Raw genomic sequence first — 18,035 nt, 5'->3', positions numbered from 1 at the left:
CTGGAACTGTTAACGGACTAATTTAGAGAAAAATGCTTATGTCAGTCAATAATGAATCCCAGGTATCTACGGGCGGGGCGACTATTGTAAAAACGCTGCCTAACGACGGTGTTTACGCCTCTCTGTTCTCCAAAATTAATTTAAAACCGGTATCGTCCATCGACGATCTTAACGGTTTTGACGATAACGTCGTCATGGCTGAAACTTCTGCTGACGCGCGCGTTACCGCTGCGGTCAAAGTGTTCATGCAGTGCCTGCAAAAATCCAGTCAGCAGGTCGAGAAGTTGGACAAAACTCTGCTGGATCATCACATTGCGGAGCTGGATTTCCAGATCAGCCGCCAGCTCGATGAGGTGATGCACCACGACGAGTTTCAGAAAGTGGAGTCCATCTGGCGTGGCCTGAAATCGCTGGTGGATAAAACCGACTTCCGCCAGAACGTGAAGCTGGAAATCCTCGACCTGTCGAAAGAAGAACTGCGTCAGGACTTCGAAGACGCCCCGGAAATCATCCAGAGCGGCCTGTACAAGCAGACTTACATCGCGGAATACGACACCCCGGGCGGTGAGCCGATTGCGGCCGTGATTTCTGCCTACGAGTTCGACGCCTCGGCGCAGGACGTGGCGCTGATGCGTAACATTTCCAAAGTATCCGCTGCGGCACACATGCCGTTTATCGGTTCCGCTGGCCCTAAATTCTTCCTGAAAGAGAAAATGGAAGAAGTGGCGGCCATCAAGGATATCGGTAACTACTTCGACCGTGCCGAATACATCAAGTGGAAATCCTTCCGCGATACCGACGACTCCCGCTACCTTGGCCTGGTCATGCCGCGCGTGCTGGGCCGCCTGCCGTATGGCCCGGACACCGTGCCAGTGCGCAGTTTCAATTACATTGAAGAAGTGAAGGGGCCTGAACACGACAAATATCTGTGGACCAACGCCTCGTTCGCCTTTGCCGCCAACATGGTGAAAAGCTTCATCAACAACGGCTGGTGCGTGCAAATTCGTGGCCCGCAGGCGGGTGGCGCGGTGAAAGATCTGCCAATCCACCTTTATGACCTCGGTACCGGTAATCAGGTGAAGATCCCGTCAGAAGTGATGATTCCGGAAACCCGCGAATTTGAATTCGCCAACCTCGGCTTTATCCCGCTGTCGTACTACAAAAATCGCGATTACGCCTGCTTCTTCTCAGCGAACTCTACTCAGAAACCGGCACTGTACGACACTGCTGATGCCACCGCTAACAGCCGGATCAACTCCCGCCTGCCATACATTTTCCTGCTGTCGCGTATCGCGCACTATCTGAAGTTAATTCAGCGTGAAAACATCGGCACCACCAAAGACCGCCGTTTGCTCGAGCTGGAGCTCAACACTTGGGTCCGCGGTCTGGTGACCGAAATGACCGATCCGGGCGACGAACTGCAGGCTTCTCACCCGTTGCGTGATGCGAAGGTGTTGGTTGAAGACATCGAAGACAACCCGGGCTTCTTCCGCGTGAAACTGTTCGCTATCCCGCACTTCCAGGTCGAAGGCATGGATGTGAATCTGTCGCTGGTTTCCCAGATGCCGAAAGCGAAAGCGTAAGGTGGAATTCCAGGGATGAAAATCTATCGTCCATTATGGACTGACGGGGCCACGCTGGCCCCGCAGCAGTTCCAGCAGCAGTCTCGTTGGGATGCCTATAACACAGAGAATGTGGCAGCGATGTCGTTGGCACATACCTGGGGCGTGCTGCATGCCGAGTTTGATGCTTCTGCACTGGCGCTTTCTCGACTCAATGCCACGCGTCTGGTAGTGCGTTTCCCGGACGGCACGCTGGTGGATACGAGCGTCGCCGATACTCTGCCCGCGGTCTGCGACTTGACCGAGGCACAGGGGCGGGAAAGTGTTGAGGTGGTGCTGGCGCTGCCGCTGCTTTCTGCTAACGGTGGGAATCTGGATGTAGGCAAAAACAGCGAGCGCCCGCAGCGCTGGCGTCAGGAATGGGTGACCGTTCAGGAGCTGTCCGGGCTTGAGCAGACGGAACTGGCGATTTTACGTCACGCCATTTCACTGCGTTTTGCCCATCAGGAAAATGCAGCCTGGCTGACCTGTCCGGTGGCACGTCTTGTACGTAATACGCAGGGCCAATGGGCAATGGACGAGAGCTTTATCCCTCCCGCACTGTCGTTTTCTGCCAGCCCGCGCTTGTCGCAGGATCTCAGCGATTTGCTGCACCGTTTGCAGGCACGTCGACGTCGTTTGATGAAAATGCGCCGGGAGAGCAACGAACGTCTGGCTGACTTTGCGGTGGCCGACGTTTCGCTGTTCTGGCTGCTGAATGCCCTGAATAGCGCCGAACCGGTGCTGGCAGAACTGTTCCAGACCCCCACTCGTCATCCGGAACTGTACTATCGCGAACTGTCTCGTCTGGCGGGAAGTTTGCTGACGTTCTCACTGACCCACAGTCCTGATGATATCCCTCCGTATCAGCATGATGCGCCAGAGCAGGTATTCCCGCCGCTATTTACGCTATTGGATACCCTGCTGGAAGCCAGCCTGCCGTCGCGAGTGATCATCATCGATCTGGTCCATACCGGACAGTTCTGGAAAGGTGCAATGCACGATGCCCGCCTGCGCGAAGGGGCAGACCTCTATCTCTCCGTTCGCTCGACGATCCCTAACCATCTGCTGCAAACCCAGTTCCCTCTGTTGTGTAAAGCCGGGAGCGCTGAGGATGTCGCCGATGTGGTGAACGTCGCACTGAACGGCATTGCTCTGAAGCCACTGTCGCACGTACCCGCGGCGATCCCGCTGCGACTTGAGAATCAGTATTTCGCACTCGACCTTAGCGGCCCGGCCGCAGAGGCGATGCTCGATGCCGGAAACTGCGCGTTCTATATCCCAGAAGCGTTGGGAGACGTCAAACTCGAACTCTACGCGGTGCTTCGCTCATGAAAAATAACCCAACCTCTTTCATCGATCAGATGTTCTATCCTGGCTGGCTGATGGTCAGCCAGTTGCGAAACGGGCAGGAGATCACTGACGGTAAAGCGCTGTATCGTCGCACCTGTGAATGGCTCGATGGCTGGCGTATGCAGCTTGAAGAGCAGGGCATACCGCAAGGCAGCAGCGATCATCTGCTCTATACGCTATGCGCGTTGTTTGATGAAAGCGTGCTGAACCGCGGCAAGCAGGATGATGGTTACAACACCTGGCTTGCGAACCCGCTGCAGGCTAAGTACTTCAACACTCTGAATGCCGGTGAAAAACTGTGGGAGCGGATTCGGACCGTACTTCAGGAGCCATCGCCTGATATCGCAGTGCTGACCTGTTTTTCGCGCGCATTGACGCTGGGATTTGTTGGCCGCTACCGCCAGCAGGCGGATGAGGGTCGCGAAGACGTGGTGCGTAATCTCAGCCAGCGCGTGCCACCCTTCACTTTGACAGAAGAAGCGCCGATCGTGGCTCGGGCCGGCAGACTGCGCAGCGGCCGCCGGTTTTACTGGTTGTCCTGGGCTGTCGGTCTTGTGTTGCTGGGTACCGTATGGTTTCTGCTTTCGACTTCCCTGCAGCAGATGGTTTCGGCCATTGCAGGCGCGGAGTAATCCATGCGCAATCTGAGCAAACCCTTGCTGGTCGCGCTGGCATTCACGCTGGCGCTCTGGCTCGTCTGGGGATTCTGGCCGCTGGGCCTCGGTAGCCGCCTTTTTCTGAGCGCGGTTGTCCTCGTGTCGGCGGGAGGCCTCGGCTGGCGTTACTGGCGTCAAATGCAAAATACGGCTGAAAGCGTGGTGGATATCGCGTTGCCGCCGGAGGATTTTGAAGGTGCGCTGGTGCTGGTGTGTGGAGCTGGCGACATGCTGTTCTCTGCCAACGAAACGTTTCGCGAAACACGTCAGGGTTGGTATCTGCCTGTACGTCAGCCGGAACAACTGGCACAAATTGCTGAGTCTGTCGCATCCGGGCGCCCGGCGCTGGTGGCACAGGTTTCAGTCTTGTTGGCGGTGGTTCCTGAGCGCTGGCAGGAAGAGGTTGCATTCAGTAGCCAGCTTCATCAGTGGCAGCGCGCTATTGCGCAATCACGCCGGGCATTTGCTGGACTGCCGCCGGTATGGGCCTGCTTATGGCTGAATGCGCCAGCGATGAGCGATGAAGAACGATACCGCTGGTTTTTTCTCACCAACAATCGTGAAGGTATTCAGGTTCAGGAAAACAACGGGGTCGCGCAATCTTATCTGCCATGGTGCACCTCTGCGCCGGAAGGGTTGCACTCCCATCGTCTGGATAGCTCGCTGTGGCTGGAGTCTCTGTTTCGCTGGATTAAACCGCATGTGACTGACGTTATGCAGACGCGTCACCACGATACTCCCGCGCTGCCTCCCTGCATGTTAGCGGTTTGCAGCGGGCCGCTGGCGACGCTGCCTGACAATCTCTGGCAACAGCATGCCGCCTCGGTCACCACGTTGCAGAGTCGTTCGGTGTCCACGGCGGATATTCCGCCGCTGCCGGATATGCTGCTGCCGCATTTATCACGCCGCCACGGTATCAGTCGCCTGATGCTTTCCTGGCGCGTTGTGGGCGGCATTGTGGGGATCTTTTTGCTGCTGGCGATGCTCGCCTCGTGGATCAACAACCAGCGTTTTATCCAGAACGTCAGCGATCATCTCGCACTTTACCAACGCCTGAGTGGCAACCCGCCAGCCCCGAAGGTCCAGGCTCAGGAACAACTGCGCAGCGATAACGGGTTGCTGGATAACTGGCAACGCCAGGGCGCGCCGATGCGTTACACCCTCGGGTTGTATCAGGGAATGCGGCTGATTGCCCCTGTGCGAGCGGCGATCAACAACTGGGCACCACCGCCACCGCCGCCTCCGGTTATCAATAAAATTGTTCAAGGGCCAAAAACGGTCCGCCTCGACAGCATGTCGTTGTTCGATTCCGGCAAATCTGACCTCAAACCAGGCTCGACCAAAGTGCTGGTGAATTCGCTGGTGGGCATCAAGGCCAGGCCTGGCTGGCTGATTGTGGTCAGCGGGCACACCGATAATACCGGCACGCCGCAACTGAACCAGACGTTATCTCTAAAACGCGCCGAAGCGGTGCGCAACTGGATGCGTGATACCGGTGACGTGCCGGAAAGTTGTTTTGCGGTACAGGGTTATGGCGAAACCAGCCCTGTCGCAACTAATGACACAGCGGAAGGCCGAGCGCTGAACCGTCGTGTCGAAATCAGTCTGGTACCACAGGCAAATGCCTGCCAGGTATCGGGCAAATCCCCAGCGTCATCGCAGGATGATGACGTTTAATAACACAATGGAGAGTAATTTCATGGCTATTCCTGTTTATCTGTGGCTGAAAGACGACGGCGGTGCGGATATTAAAGGCTCCGTAGATGTATACGAGCGTGAAGGCAGCATCGAAGTGGTTGCGCAGGATCACAACCTGTACATCCCCACCGACAACAACACTGGCAAACTGACCGGAACCCGTGTTCATACCCCGTTCAAGTTCACCAAAGAAATCGATTCTTCCAGCCCGTATCTGTACAAGGCAGTGACCACCGGTCAGACCCTGAAATCTGCTGAGTTCAAGTGGTATCGCATCAATGACGCTGGCCAGGAAGTGGAGTATTTCAACACCAAACTGGAAAACGTCAAACTGGTGAAAGTCGCGCCGAAAATGCACGACATCAAAGATCCTGCCAAAGAGAAACACAACCATCTCGAAGAGATTGAGTTGCGTTACGAAAAAATCACCTGGACCTACAAAGACGGCAACATCATTCATTCCGATTCCTGGAACGAACGCGCCACCGCGTAAGTCGCCAGCGGGCAGAGTTCCTCTGCCCGCTTTTCTTTTTTGCTGAACGTCTGTGACAAGCGGACGTTCAGCAAAGAAAAACACAATCTGCCTGCCTGACCTGATGCGCTTTAGGTTCCTGACTGACAGGAAACAGCGAAGGGCGGTAGCGTGCCCGGGAACTTATAAAGAGAGAATCTCATGGAAAATCCAGCCATCCTGTTACGCCGACTGAACCCTTACTGTGCCCGTGCCATGGAAGGCGCAGCGAGCCTGTGCCAGACCCGCGCCCACGCATCTATCCTGCCGGAACACTGGCTGCTAAAACTGCTGGAACAGGGCGAAGGTGACCTGACGGTACTGGCGCGCCGCTACGAATGGGACATGGACGCGCTGTGGCAGGATTTGCTCGGCTGGCTGGATGCGCTGCCGCATTCAGTCCGTGGGCGGCCGGAGTTGTCCGACAGCATTCAGACCCTGATGCAGGAAGCGTGGATGCTGGCGTCACTTTCCGGTGAAGTACAAATCCGAAGTCATCACCTGCTGATGGCGCTGGTTGGTAAACCCAAGCTGGTGCGCTGTGATGGCCTCTGGCCGCTGCTGACGCTCGGCCAAAGCCAGCTGGAACGTCTGCGTCCGTTGCTCGATGCGCAGTCAGACGAGCGCCCGGAGATGCAGCAGGAAGCCGAGTTGGCCCAGCAGGGCGGCGATGTCGAAATGGTCGGTCGTCCGGTCGGGGCCGAGATAAAAGAGGGGGAACTGACCCCTGCGCTGCAAAACGCGCTGGATAAATTCACCCTCGACGTCACCGCTAAAGCGAAAGAGGGCAAAATCGACCCGGTGTTTGGCCGTGATACTGAAATTCGCCAGATGGTCGATATCCTCTCTCGTCGCCGGAAAAACAACCCGATCCTGGTCGGTGAACCGGGCGTCGGCAAAACCGCGTTGGTGGAAGGCCTGGCCCTGCGCATTCATGAGGGCAACGTGCCTGAATCGCTGAAAACCGTCAGCTTGCGCACCCTTGACCTCGGCTTGTTGCAGGCGGGCGCGGGCGTGAAAGGTGAATTTGAACAACGCCTGAAAAACGTCATCGACGCGGTGCAGCAGTCACCGATGCCGGTGCTGCTGTTTATCGATGAAGCCCATACCATCATCGGCGCGGGCAATCAGGCGGGCGGGGCGGATGCCGCTAACCTGTTAAAACCGGCGCTGGCGCGGGGCGAACTGCGGACCATCGCCACCACCACCTGGAGCGAGTACAAACAGTATTTTGAACGCGACGCCGCACTTGAACGCCGCTTCCAGATGGTGAAAGTCGACGAGCCCGACGACGAGACCGCCTGCCTGATGCTGCGCGGCCTGAAATCCCGCTATGCGGAACACCATAACGTCCACATTACCGATGCGGCGGTCCGTGCTGCCGTGACCCTGTCGCGCCGTTATCTGACCGGGCGCCAGTTGCCGGATAAAGCCGTCGACCTGCTCGATACCGCGAGCGCCCGCGTACGCATGAGCCTTGATACCGTGCCGGAGCCGTTAACCCGTATGCGTGCGCAAATCACCGCCCTGGAAATCGAGAAGCAGGCACTACTGGAAGATATCGCTGTCGGGAGCAGCAGCCAGGGTGAGCGTCTGGCGGCAATTGAACAGGAAGAAATCAGCCTGTTTGTCGGACTGGATGAGCGCGAGACGCAGTACGGCCAGGAGCTGTCGTTAACGGAGCAACTGCTGGAGACCCGCAAGGATATCTCGCGCCAGAGTGAGACCCGTGACCTGCAACAGCAACTGGATGGCATGCAGCAGAACAGCCCACTGCTATCTGTCGATGTTGATACCCGCACCGTCGCCAACGTCATCGCCGACTGGACCGGGGTGCCAATTTCCTCACTGATGAAGGACGAACAGACCGAACTGCTGAACCTGGAAGGGGAAATCGGCAAGCGCGTGGTCGGCCAGGACGTGGCACTCAACGCCATCGCCCAGCGTCTGCGGGCGGCCAAAACCGGACTCACCTCCGAGAACGGCCCACAGGGCGTGTTCCTGCTGGTCGGCCCGAGCGGCACCGGCAAAACCGAAACCGCGCTGACCCTGGCGGATGTGCTGTACGGCGGTGAGAAATCCCTTATCACTATCAACCTGTCGGAGTACCAGGAGCCGCATACCGTCTCCCAGCTCAAGGGCTCGCCTCCGGGCTACGTCGGTTACGGCCAGGGCGGTATTCTGACCGAGGCGGTGCGCAAGCGGCCATACAGTGTGGTGCTGCTCGATGAAGTGGAGAAAGCCCACCGCGATGTGATGAACCTGTTTTATCAGGTGTTCGACCGCGGCTTCATGCGCGACGGCGAAGGGCGTGAAATCGACTTCCGCAACACCGTGATTTTGATGACCTCCAACCTCGGCAGCGACCACCTCATGCAGTTGCTGGACGAACAGCCGGAAGCCACCGAAGGCGACCTGCACGAACTGCTGCGCCCGATCCTGCGCGACCACTTCCAGCCCGCACTGCTGGCCCGTTTCCAGACCGTGATTTACCGCCCGCTGGCGGAAACCGCGATGCGCACCATCGTGCAGATGAAGCTGGAGCAGGTGAGCAAGCGCTTACATCGACATTACGGCCTGACGACGCAGATCGGCGAAAGCCTGTTCGATGCGCTGACGTCCGCCTGCCTGCTGCCGGACACCGGCGCACGCAACGTCGACAGCCTGCTCAACCAGCAAATCCTGCCGGTACTCAGCCAGCAACTGCTTGCTCATATGGCGGCGAAGCAAAAACCGAAATCGCTGACGCTGGGCTGGAGCGAAGAGGTGGGGATTGAGCTGGGGTTTGAATAACAGGTTTAACGAAATGATGAAAATCAAAAAATCAGCGCTCATTATTTTATCTATGGCTGTACGTTGGCTCGGTTTAGCTCTCGGGGGTACAGGGATGGTGTGGGGAGGCTGGTTTCTGTTTTTTTCGTACGACAATTATAGAGTTGCGTGGGGTTTATACTTCTTACTTCAAACGTATGTTGGGTTTTTAATATTTCGATATGGCATGAAAAAAATGATGAATGAATTTGACCATCACTGAGTGTTCTTGAGAGTTAAGGTAAATAGAGTTCTATATGCCCGCGAGATGTTTTTGAGAATATAAAGGGTTTTTTCTTCTTGTCATGTCTCGGTTTATCTGCGGGAGTGGAATGACCCTTGCTATAGTTAGGACAGTCTATTCAATCTGGTGTTACTTTTTTTTCACAAAAACCATACCATCTATTGTTTGATTTTTAACGTGTGATTAGATTTGTTGTATTATCTTGTGGAAGACATTGTAAGACCATTCGAAATTACTTGTGTAATAGGTGATTCTAATTCGCAAAGAATTGATGAGATCTGTGCGTGTTTTTTAGGAGGTCTATGAAAATAAAACAAATTCTGTTAATTATCCTTTCTCGATCCATACGCGGTGCTGGGATGGGGTTGGGTGCATCGGGTATTTTATTTTCAGTGTGGTTTTTTTTCTTGTCATCTAATGAGAGTAAATATCTATGGGGTGCATTTTCTATTGCTGAGTTTTTTGTTGGTTATGTTATGTATCGGTTCGCTTACTCATATGTTTATTATGAATAGAATGAAGGTTATTAATATAAAGCATCATTAGTCTGATTGTTGGTCAGCCCTGATGTTGTAAATTCACTGAGCTTTTTTTATTGATTTGGTTAGAAAATGATTTTTCTATTTTCTGGTAGAAGATACTGTTGAGCCTTTTGAGCAGGCATGCCGGATTGCTGAAAATAATAATGAGGAGTTTAATGATAGTTGAAAATATTTCATTGGTGGATTGTGAATATAAAAAAGATCGTTGATCGTATTTTTTTTAACATTCTTTGTGCGACAGGAGCGACTATCGCGCTGATAGGTGTGATCATATCATTCTGGCTGTTTTTTGCATCAAAATGTGCAGGTAAGTTTTATTTTTGCATCCTGTCTCTTTTATTTTCTTATGTTGGCTGTTTGATTTATAGGTATACTTTTTTAAAGGTTAATAAAAAATGGAGTGATCATTACTAGTATAACTCTACGATACTTTATGTAAAGAAGGCGTTATGAATGTAAATGGATTTTTTCTTCTTATCATGTCTCGGTTTATCTGCGGGATTGGAATGACCCTTTCCTTAGTGAGTACAGTCTATTCAATCTGGTGTTTATTTTTTTCACAAAAACCATACCATCTATTGGTTGGTTTCGTAGGTGTAATTGGTTTTTTTATAGGGTACGGGTTGTATAAATTTGCGTTGAAGTATGTCTATGATGAGTTGAATAATTAGCATTAGACTGTGATGCGAAATTTTTCTACCAATTTAGATGTCATTTTTATATGGCTTATTACTAGATGCAAAAATCTCGTGATCATATTGTTAAAATTATTATTTAATTTTTTGGGTTGTGACGAAAATTAAATAATGATTATTAATGAAGCTGAGGCAGCAACTGCTGACTCACCTGGTCGCGAAGCAAAAACCGAAATCGCTGACGTTAGGCTGGAGCGAAGAGGCTGGGGTTGAATAACAGATGTAACTCAAAGATGAAAAAGAAAGCTTATTTTCTTTTGAATCGTAGTTTTTACTACTACCAACGTCTTATCAAGTTGTTGTTGTAGGTAATATATGAATAAAGTTACATGCTTTAAATTATTTCTAATCGGTACTGCCTGCATGTTAATGATGCTTGTTTTGGTTGGTGGGAAATACGACTGGATGTCAGAGATACAACCTGGAGTCTCATCGGGATTGACTGAAGACCATTCCGACAATCGACAAATCACCAGGCTGTTTTTGTTATTTATAATGATAATGACTCAGGTTCCATGTTTGTTTTTAAATAATATATATGTGAGGGTTTTATCATCTGTATTGATATCTCTCGGCTTGTTTCTATTTTGTATATGAAATGGGGTATGAATGAGCAAGCGCAGCGATATTCTTTGGCCAAATTTATTATTTTAGTATGCAGCTAGATCTTAGATCTGATAAGGCGCATCCATGCTCTGGAGTTCGAGATGACGCAGCTTCTTGATGATATAGAAGTCATTAAATGGATTGCGCTGGGGTTTACACATGATTGACGAAACACAGGATCAAGACAAAATAAAAGAAGGCGGTCTCAGACTGCTGACTACCGGTGAAATCAACTTGGCGAGATCTGTTTTTGCTTCCACCATCGAGTACCCAAAGGTCTGGATCCATAAAGACAGCTATGTGCCTTTTAATTTGCAGAATGAAAATACAGCGATGACGCCAAATGGTGAGCTGTATTTCCGTACCGGGCTTTACAGAGATGATTTTTCTCAGACGCTCGATAATTTCCAGCATTTATTTATTCATGAAATAAGCCACGTCTGGCAACGAGCCAGAGGAATGAATGTTATTGGTCGGGGATTGATAAGTTGGCTGGTCAGCTATCGCTATACATTAGACGGACGTCTGTTAAGTGAATACCCGATGGAGCAGCAGGCGCAGATCATTGCAGATAATTTTATTTTGCGGACTCATGGATATTATGGCTGGCAGAAACTAAGAGGCTTGGAGACCGTTACATTGGATGGAAATACTTCTGAATCGTTTATTCGTGAAATGTATCAGAAGTCATTGAGAGGATTTCCATGGTGAAAATTGAGAAACGGCATTCACTATTACCATCTATATTATTTTCTGTTTCTCTTTTAACATTAACGGGATGTCCGTGGGGAGGTATGAGATATTACCCTACAGAAACAACTCGTGTTTTGAAGAAGGATAATTCACTTTGTTTTTCTATTTTAGACAGTAAAAATTATCAGCCAGTTTTTATCGCAATCAATTTCAGAAGCGTGCCAACGAAAGAAAGAAAATTCATTGACCCGCCTAAATTACGCCTTACAGATAGTCAATTGTGTTTGCCTCCCTCCTACTATCATTTTCCTGATACATCAAAGGAACCTTTTGTTATTGAATTTGTTTTACAATCCCAGGATGAAAAAAATCATCCTAGAAGTTTTGTTACTGCAATTGAAATGATCAACGGCAGGGCTCAAAACGTATCTTTGACGGAACAAGAGTTCGACCAATATCAATCTGAACGCTAAAAATTACTCTTTATGCCATCTACCACCTTCGGAGATGCCAAACATGCAGAAATATATCGCTGGATTTTTTATAGTGAGAATATTGTGGCCTGTACTGCTGTCAGGCTTGTGTTTGTTGATACTGACGGGATGCCCTGGTCCGGGAGACAGAATGCGCTTAGATGAAACTGCAAAGGTGAACAGAATAGGTGATAATGTTTGCATGAATATTGATGATGGGGGAGGTTATCAGCCTGCGATTATATCGATAAATCCAAGAGGAACACCTTCGAAAGAGCAAGCGTTCGTTGATAATCCATCACTTTCGATAAAATCTGATCAATTATGTATTCCTCCATCGTTTTATCATTTTTTGGATAATGGGAAATATATCGTTGACTTCGTCTTGACCTCTGAACGAAATGTCGATGAACCAAGAAAGTTTGTTGTTGGTGTAGGCGTTAATCATAGTCAATTTTATAATTTTCCACTCACTGATCGTGAAATAGCAAGACCTTACGGAACAATTGAAGTTCCAGAGGAGTGAATATCATGAGTGACAACGCTTAACGATAGATCAGGTAATAAAGCGTTTAACTTTGTAATCCTAATCCAGAGTGCCACTATGGCCTGAAAATGCATATCGAGGAGAGTCTTGCCCTAACTACCACCAGCCTGTAACGGGACAGCGGCTCACGCACATTGAAAGCCTGCTAAGTCAGCAACTCCTGCCGGTGCTCAGTCAGCAAGTGCGTACTCTATGGCGGTGGAGCAGAAACTGAAGTCGCTGACGTTAGGCTGGAGCTGGGTTTGATGTAAAAGCGACTCAGAAATTAGAGGATAAGGAATGTCTATGGCTGGAAATCAAAGTACAGGGTCAAAAGAAGGTACGTTAAGACTTTTAACGCCGGGTGAGATTGCTTTAGCAAAAACCGTCTTCAGATCGTCAATTGATTACCATAAAGTCTGGATTCACCATAATAGTTATCTCCCCTTTGGCTTGCAGGATGAACATACTGCGATGACTCCCAATGGAGAGTTATATTTTAGGTACTGGTATAAAGAGGATTTTTCGAAAGAAACCAGTGACACTCAACACTTGTTTATTCATGAAATGAGCCATGTATGGCAGCGTGAGAAAGACATGAATATTATTGGCAGAGGATTGGTGAGTTGGCTTGTTAGCTATACATACACACTAGATGGCGGTTATTAAGTGAGTACCCTATGGAGCAACAGGCGCAAATTATCGCTGATAACTTTGTTTTGCAAACTGGCGGGTATTCGATTTGGAATCGCTTTAGATTGTTGACTCATCCGATAGTGACTCTTGATGGTTGTTTTTCAGAGTCGGTCGTAAGATCTGAATATAAAAATGCACTTAGAGGGTTTCCATGGTGAATAATCTAAAGTTAAATTTTTCGTATTTATTCTTGTTATCCAGTATTAGCTTTCTGCTTACTGGATGTCCAGGCGTCGGAGATCGACTAACTCCTGATGAGACAACGACTGTCGAGTTGATAGATGGGAGTGTTTGCTTCCTCATAGATAATCCACGTGATTATCAACCCCAAGATATAGGTATAAATCCGCGGGGCGTTCCATTAAAAGAAAAAAAATTTATTCTCGAACCTGATTTGACTATTTCTGACGGAAAACTATGTGTTCCTCCTGCGTTTTATAATTTTCCAAAAAATGGAAAGTTTATTGCTGAATATATTCTGGCATCAAATGTGTCTGGTAATAATACCAGGAAATTTGTCGTAGGTATAGGTATTGCAAATGGTCATGTTTATAACTTTCCTTTGACTAGTGGCGAAATTACCAGGCCATCAATTTCAATAAAAAAATAGTCTCAATCAATCACTGATAAAGAGGATTTTTCTGAAGAGGCTCCATTTTTACAGAATTTATTTATTCATGAAATGACTCATGTTTGGCAGCTCAAAAATGGAATGAATGTTAAATTCAGAGGGTTAGTTAGTTGGTTGGTGAGTTACCGATATCGACTTGATGGCCGTCTTCTATATGAATATCCAATGGAACAACAGGCGCAAATAATCGCGGATAATTTTACTCTCCAGAATGAGGGATACAGAGGATGGTGTAATCTTATAATTTCTCAGGTTGTTGCTTTGGATGGTGATATTAGTGAGTCATCAGTACGGAAACGTTATGCGACTGCTCTGCGAGGTTTTCCATGGAGTTAAATAAACATAAGCGGACTATGTGGTTGATTTTTTTTCTGCGCTGTATTTGCCATTAGTGACTGGATGCCCAGGTCGCGGGGATCGTCTAGAACCGGATGAATTGGCTAAGGTAATTGTGGAAAATAACCGCCTATGTTTTTTCGTGCCGGATACCGATGATTATCAACTATCTGCTGTTTCAATCAGTCCAAGAGGTGCCAAAGTAGGTGAGTGGAAATATATATTTGGTACGGATTTAAAGCTAGTGGACGATAAATTGTGTATTCCTCCAGAGTACAATTTAATAGAGAGGGATGGTCAATACGTTGTGAGATATATACTTACGTCAAAAAACTCCGAAAGTAGGGCAAGGAAAATAATCGCTGGATTTAAAGTGGAGGAAGACATGATACGTGAGATGAAGCTAAATGATAAAGATGCACTTCTTTGATTTTTTTATTAAAATAGATATGGGTTATTTGGTTTAATTATACCTTTTCTTTGTCAGGGAGGTAAGCGTGAGTCTTAGGAAGATCGTTTTCATTCTATTTGGAGTTATTGTTTTTCAGTTCGTGGTATTAGCGATAATGCCATGGACAGATCATGCTGATTATCAGGGAAATGACAGGTGCAGTTATTATTTTTATACTGATATTGATATAAAAAATGCTCCAAGAGTTTCTGGTGGTTATTTTTTTTCATTTGATACACCACGTGATGAGCAAAAAGGTATGAGCTCAATACAGTACACTGATGGAAATGTCATGATAATAAAAGATTATCTTATGAAGTTAGGATATCACTTATTTCAGGCTGTACCTGTTGAAAATGGAGGTACCGAAGAATCGTGGCTTTCTGCATCTGGTGGTAATGGGATGTTTTATCTGTCTTATAGCAGCAATAGTACTAAAATAATCCTGACCAAAGTTTCGTTTTAAACTGACTTTCATTTGTCAGTGGAGTTAAAGGTGAGCCTTAGGAAGATCGTTTTCATTCTCTTTGGGGTTATTGTTATCCAGTTCATTATATCAGCTTTCATGCCATGGGCAGATCATGCTGATTACCACGAGAATGATACATATAGTTACTACTCTTACACTGATGTAAATATAAAAATGCCACTCGAATTTCCAGTTCTTATTACTTTATCTATGATGCGCCTCAAGATGGGGTAAGGGAAAGGAGTTCAATAGTATACGTTGATGGTGATGTTAATATTATAAAAGTCTATCTAGAAAGTTAGGCTATTACTTGTCTGAACTTGGTTCTATTGAGAGTGGTGAACGTGTGGAGTATTGGTTTCGCACCGGCGAAGGAAGAGACATGTTTACTCTTAGGTATAGTAATGATAATGGCACAGTAATATTGACGAAGATTTCATCTTGAACTGAATATATAAACTCTGAACTTCACACCACTTGACGAATACTGCTGAATTAAAGTTGAAAAGGAATAAGGCTATGAGCTTAACAGATAATCTGGGAACGGCAGTTGGAGAAATATTAGAAAAGACGCTTAATCGTTACCGCTTAAGTATTCCTACTTGTAATTCAGAACTGGATGTGGAGGATTTCTCCGGACGTGAAGGGTTGAGTACTCTGTATGACTACAGCGTGATGTTTACCTGTACGGATAAAAACCTCGATGCTGCTCAGTTCCTGAATCAGCCAGCCACCTTCAGCATGGGCTCGGGGGCGCTGATGTCGCTGTCCGGGCAAAAAGTGGTGCACGGGAGGGTGACCTATTTTCAGCGCCTGTCTGGCTCAGAAGACCAGGCGAAATATCAGGTCATCATCGAGCCGTTTCTGAAACTGCTGGGCAAACAGTTCCGTACTCACCGCTTCTTTATCAATAAATCCGTTATCGAAGTGGTCACGCAAGTGCTGCAGGAGCACGGCCTGAAGGACTGGGAATATGAATTTGTTCTGAAGAATGACTATCCAAAACGGGAACAGATTAACCAGTATCAGGAAAGTGACCTGGCGTTTATTGAGCGCCTGCTGACGGAAGTGGGGATATTTTACTTCTTTACCCTGCAGCCGGACACGCAGACGGAAGTGGTGCATTTTGCAGACGACCAGAGCGCGTGGGAGTTTGGAAAGAAGCTGCCGCTGAACAGCCCGTCGGGGATGAATGATAATGCGGCCGATTCGGTATCGAATATCAGTGTCCGGCAGGACGTGGCGCAGGCGTCAGTCACCGCCGGGGACTACAACCACCGAGAAGCACAGCAGGTGCTGCTGACGGCCCCGGCCGATGCCACCAACGGGGAAGGGGCAGGCACGACTTACGGGGACGTGTATCACTACCGGGCCGGACATCTGGAGAGCGGCGACAAGTCAGACCCGGCGATGGAGACCGGGAATTTCCGGGCTCGGATTGAACATGAGCGGTTCCTGGCCGAACAGACGCTGGTGTCCGGGGCGAGTACCGATGCGACGCTGAGCCCGGGTCAGGTGCTGACCATCACTGAAACGGCGCTTATCCCGACGCTACCCTCGGCCACGGCGAACGGGCTGGTGATAGTCCGTACTTTGTTCACGGCCAGCCGGCAGAACGCACTGAGCGTGCTGTGGGCGGCGGTGCCTTACAGCGAAACCCGCTGCTGGCGCCCGGCGGCGATAGCGCGGCCGGTCATCAGCGGGACCCTGATGGCGCGGGTGACCAGCGCCAAAGCCAATGATGTATACGCACACCTGAACCCGAACGGGCTGTACTGGGTGAAGTTCGACGCGGACCGCGACGACAAGGCGCAGGGCTACGAGAGCATGCCAGTGCGACTGGCGAAACCGTACGGGGGCGATACCTACGGAATGCACTTCCCGCTGATACAGGGCACGGAAGTGGCGGTGGCGTTCCACGAGGGCGACCCGGACCGGCCGTATATTGCTCATGCGCTGCATGACTCGCGCCACCCGGACCACGTGACGGCGGACAACAACACCCGGAACGTCATCCGCACCGCGGGGCTGAACAAGCTGCGAATGGAAGACAAGCGCGGCGAGGAGCACGTCAAGCTCAGCACCGAGTACGGCGGGAAGACGCAGCTGAACCTGGGGCATAACGTGGACGCCGCCCGGGCCCTGAGAGGTGAGGGTGCGGAGCTGCGCACCGACAAATGGGTGGCGGTTCGCGGGGGTGCCGGGGTGTTTATTACGGCGGACAGTCAGCCGGTGGCGGGTGGGATGATGCTGGATATGGCTGCCGCCCTCAGCCAGTTGCAACAGGCGCAGAGTCTGGCGGAGTCCTTAAGCAGTGCAGCGGAAACCGCGAAAGCAGAACTGGCTGATTTGCAGACACAAAAGGCGCTGCTGAGTGAGGCACTGAAGGAACTCAAAAAGTCGGCATTATTGTTCTCGGCACCGGAAGGCATTGCCCAGGTCACGCCTAAAACACTGCAACTTTCTGCCGGTGAAAATATCACGGCGACGAGCGGTGGCAACACGGATTTCAGTATTCTGAAAAAAATGACCGTGGCGGCAGGGGAGCGAATCAGTTTTTATGCACAAAAGCTGGGGATAAAACTGTTTGCGGGTAGCGGGAAAGTGGAAATTCAGGCGCAGAGTGATGAAATGACCCTGGATGCGCTGAAAGATATTCGCATCAGCAGCAGTGAGGGCAAGATAATCATCAGCGCCAAAAAAGAAATAATCCTGACCAGCGGTGGGGGATATATCCGGATAGCAGACGGGAGCGTGGAGTGTGCCGCGCCGGATAAAATCATTGAGCGCGGTGCGGTATGGCAAAAGTTTGGAGGCAAGAGTATTAACCAGGCAGCTCAGGAATGGGAGAGTGCTGATTTTGCTGCAACGCCAAAAGTCTCCTGGCCGTATAAAGATTCCCCCGTATCGGGCCAGAGCATGAAAATTCAGGGGGGAGATGGTGGGAGCAAAAGCGTGACGACTTCTGCTTCAGGTGAGACCGAGAGTCAAAAAAGCGTCAGCGTTGATGGGATGAAAACGTCAATGAGTGATGAGGGATAAT

At 49.7% G+C, this 18,035-nt stretch carries 13 protein-coding genes and 2 pseudogenes; all 15 read left to right on the top strand.

The genetic code is table 11. The annotated features are described in order from the left end of the window. Positions 1–32 precede the first annotated feature (32 nt). The 15 genes and pseudogenes from tssC to A8O29_RS17380 all read left to right on the top strand — a co-directional run bounded on the left by tssC (position 33) and on the right by A8O29_RS17380 (position 18,034). Positions 33–1,583, top strand: coding sequence for a type VI secretion system contractile sheath large subunit (gene tssC / locus A8O29_RS17445; RefSeq protein ID WP_125353475.1), 1,551 nt, complete (start codon positions 33–35; stop codon positions 1,581–1,583). 15 nt (positions 1,584–1,598) lie between these two features. Continuing rightward, the gene (gene tssK / locus A8O29_RS17440) at positions 1,599–2,936 is read left to right on the top strand and encodes a type VI secretion system baseplate subunit TssK (RefSeq protein WP_125353476.1); all 1,338 of its coding nucleotides are present in this window, start codon (positions 1,599–1,601) and stop codon (positions 2,934–2,936) included. Further along, complete coding sequence (tssL, locus tag A8O29_RS17435) at positions 2,933–3,586, top strand: type VI secretion system protein TssL, short form (protein WP_125353477.1); 654 nt, start codon at positions 2,933–2,935, stop codon at positions 3,584–3,586. Before tssK ends, tssL begins: the two co-directional genes overlap by 4 nt. 3 nt (positions 3,587–3,589) lie before the next feature. Beyond that, positions 3,590–5,287: an OmpA family protein gene (locus tag A8O29_RS17430; protein ID WP_125353478.1), complete on the top strand. Its 1,698-nt coding sequence runs from the start codon at positions 3,590–3,592 to the stop codon at positions 5,285–5,287. A gap of 22 nt (positions 5,288–5,309) precedes the next feature. Then, positions 5,310–5,801: an Hcp family type VI secretion system effector gene (locus A8O29_RS17425; protein ID WP_125353479.1), complete on the top strand. Its 492-nt coding sequence runs from the start codon at positions 5,310–5,312 to the stop codon at positions 5,799–5,801. Positions 5,802–5,981: 180 nt separating this feature from the next. After that, complete coding sequence (gene tssH, locus A8O29_RS17420) at positions 5,982–8,612, top strand: type VI secretion system ATPase TssH (RefSeq protein WP_125353480.1); 2,631 nt, start codon at positions 5,982–5,984, stop codon at positions 8,610–8,612. 1,614 nt (positions 8,613–10,226) lie between these two features. Continuing rightward, a pseudogene (locus A8O29_RS23040) lies at positions 10,227–10,328 on the top strand (AAA family ATPase); the annotation flags it as partial. Positions 10,329–10,876: 548 nt separating this feature from the next. Beyond that, complete coding sequence (locus tag A8O29_RS17415) at positions 10,877–11,428, top strand: type IV secretion protein Rhs (protein WP_125353482.1); 552 nt, start codon at positions 10,877–10,879, stop codon at positions 11,426–11,428. Then, a complete protein-coding gene (locus tag A8O29_RS17410) occupies positions 11,422–11,883 on the top strand; it encodes a putative T6SS immunity periplasmic lipoprotein (protein WP_246316622.1) in 462 nt (153 codons plus the stop codon). The genes A8O29_RS17415 and A8O29_RS17410 overlap by 7 nt, the downstream gene beginning before the upstream one ends. Before the next feature lie 151 nt (positions 11,884–12,034). After that, on the top strand, positions 12,035–12,409 hold the full coding sequence (locus A8O29_RS17405) for a putative T6SS immunity periplasmic lipoprotein (RefSeq protein WP_246316621.1): 375 nt from the start codon (positions 12,035–12,037) through the stop codon (positions 12,407–12,409). A 300-nt stretch (positions 12,410–12,709) separates the two neighbouring features. Then, a pseudogene (locus A8O29_RS17400) lies at positions 12,710–13,263 on the top strand (type IV secretion protein Rhs). Then, positions 13,257–13,715, top strand: coding sequence for a putative T6SS immunity periplasmic lipoprotein (locus tag A8O29_RS17395; RefSeq protein WP_125353483.1), 459 nt, complete (start codon positions 13,257–13,259; stop codon positions 13,713–13,715). Before A8O29_RS17400 ends, A8O29_RS17395 begins: the two are co-directional and overlap by 7 nt. A gap of 376 nt (positions 13,716–14,091) precedes the next feature. Continuing rightward, the gene (locus A8O29_RS17390) at positions 14,092–14,502 is read left to right on the top strand and encodes a putative T6SS immunity periplasmic lipoprotein (RefSeq protein WP_125353484.1); all 411 of its coding nucleotides are present in this window, start codon (positions 14,092–14,094) and stop codon (positions 14,500–14,502) included. Between the two features lie 136 nt (positions 14,503–14,638). Further along, a complete protein-coding gene (locus A8O29_RS17385) occupies positions 14,639–14,989 on the top strand; it encodes a hypothetical protein (protein WP_174081386.1) in 351 nt (116 codons plus the stop codon). A gap of 522 nt (positions 14,990–15,511) precedes the next feature. Further along, positions 15,512–18,034 (top strand): type VI secretion system Vgr family protein, encoded by a 2,523-nt coding sequence (locus A8O29_RS17380; RefSeq protein WP_125353485.1) that lies wholly within the window; start codon positions 15,512–15,514, stop codon positions 18,032–18,034. Position 18,035 lies beyond the last annotated feature (1 nt).

The sequence above is a fragment of the Scandinavium goeteborgense genome (assembly GCF_003935895.2).
In the GTDB taxonomy this organism is placed as follows: domain Bacteria; phylum Pseudomonadota; class Gammaproteobacteria; order Enterobacterales; family Enterobacteriaceae; genus Scandinavium; species Scandinavium goeteborgense.
The sequence above is the reverse complement of the archived record's forward strand: the minus strand, read 5'-3'. Positions and strand labels throughout refer to the sequence as shown.

What these genes read in the sequence shown, in the direction of transcription:
- tssC (WP_125353475.1), top strand. Translation starts at nt 33, where the DNA reads ATGCTTATGTCAGTCAATAATGAATCCCAGGTATCTACGGGCGGGGCG.
- A8O29_RS17410 (WP_246316622.1), top strand. Translation starts at nt 11,422, where the DNA reads ATGGTGAAAATTGAGAAACGGCATTCACTATTACCATCTATATTATTT.
- tssK (WP_125353476.1), top strand. Translation starts at nt 1,599, where the DNA reads ATGAAAATCTATCGTCCATTATGGACTGACGGGGCCACGCTGGCCCCG.
- tssL (WP_125353477.1), top strand. Translation starts at nt 2,933, where the DNA reads ATGAAAAATAACCCAACCTCTTTCATCGATCAGATGTTCTATCCTGGC.
- A8O29_RS17395 (WP_125353483.1), top strand. Translation starts at nt 13,257, where the DNA reads ATGGTGAATAATCTAAAGTTAAATTTTTCGTATTTATTCTTGTTATCC.
- A8O29_RS17415 (WP_125353482.1), top strand. Translation starts at nt 10,877, where the DNA reads ATGATTGACGAAACACAGGATCAAGACAAAATAAAAGAAGGCGGTCTC.
- A8O29_RS17430 (WP_125353478.1), top strand. Translation starts at nt 3,590, where the DNA reads ATGCGCAATCTGAGCAAACCCTTGCTGGTCGCGCTGGCATTCACGCTG.
- tssH (WP_125353480.1), top strand. Translation starts at nt 5,982, where the DNA reads ATGGAAAATCCAGCCATCCTGTTACGCCGACTGAACCCTTACTGTGCC.
- A8O29_RS17405 (WP_246316621.1), top strand. Translation starts at nt 12,035, where the DNA reads ATGCGCTTAGATGAAACTGCAAAGGTGAACAGAATAGGTGATAATGTT.
- A8O29_RS17385 (WP_174081386.1), top strand. Translation starts at nt 14,639, where the DNA reads ATGCCATGGACAGATCATGCTGATTATCAGGGAAATGACAGGTGCAGT.
- A8O29_RS17380 (WP_125353485.1), top strand. Translation starts at nt 15,512, where the DNA reads ATGAGCTTAACAGATAATCTGGGAACGGCAGTTGGAGAAATATTAGAA.
- A8O29_RS17425 (WP_125353479.1), top strand. Translation starts at nt 5,310, where the DNA reads ATGGCTATTCCTGTTTATCTGTGGCTGAAAGACGACGGCGGTGCGGAT.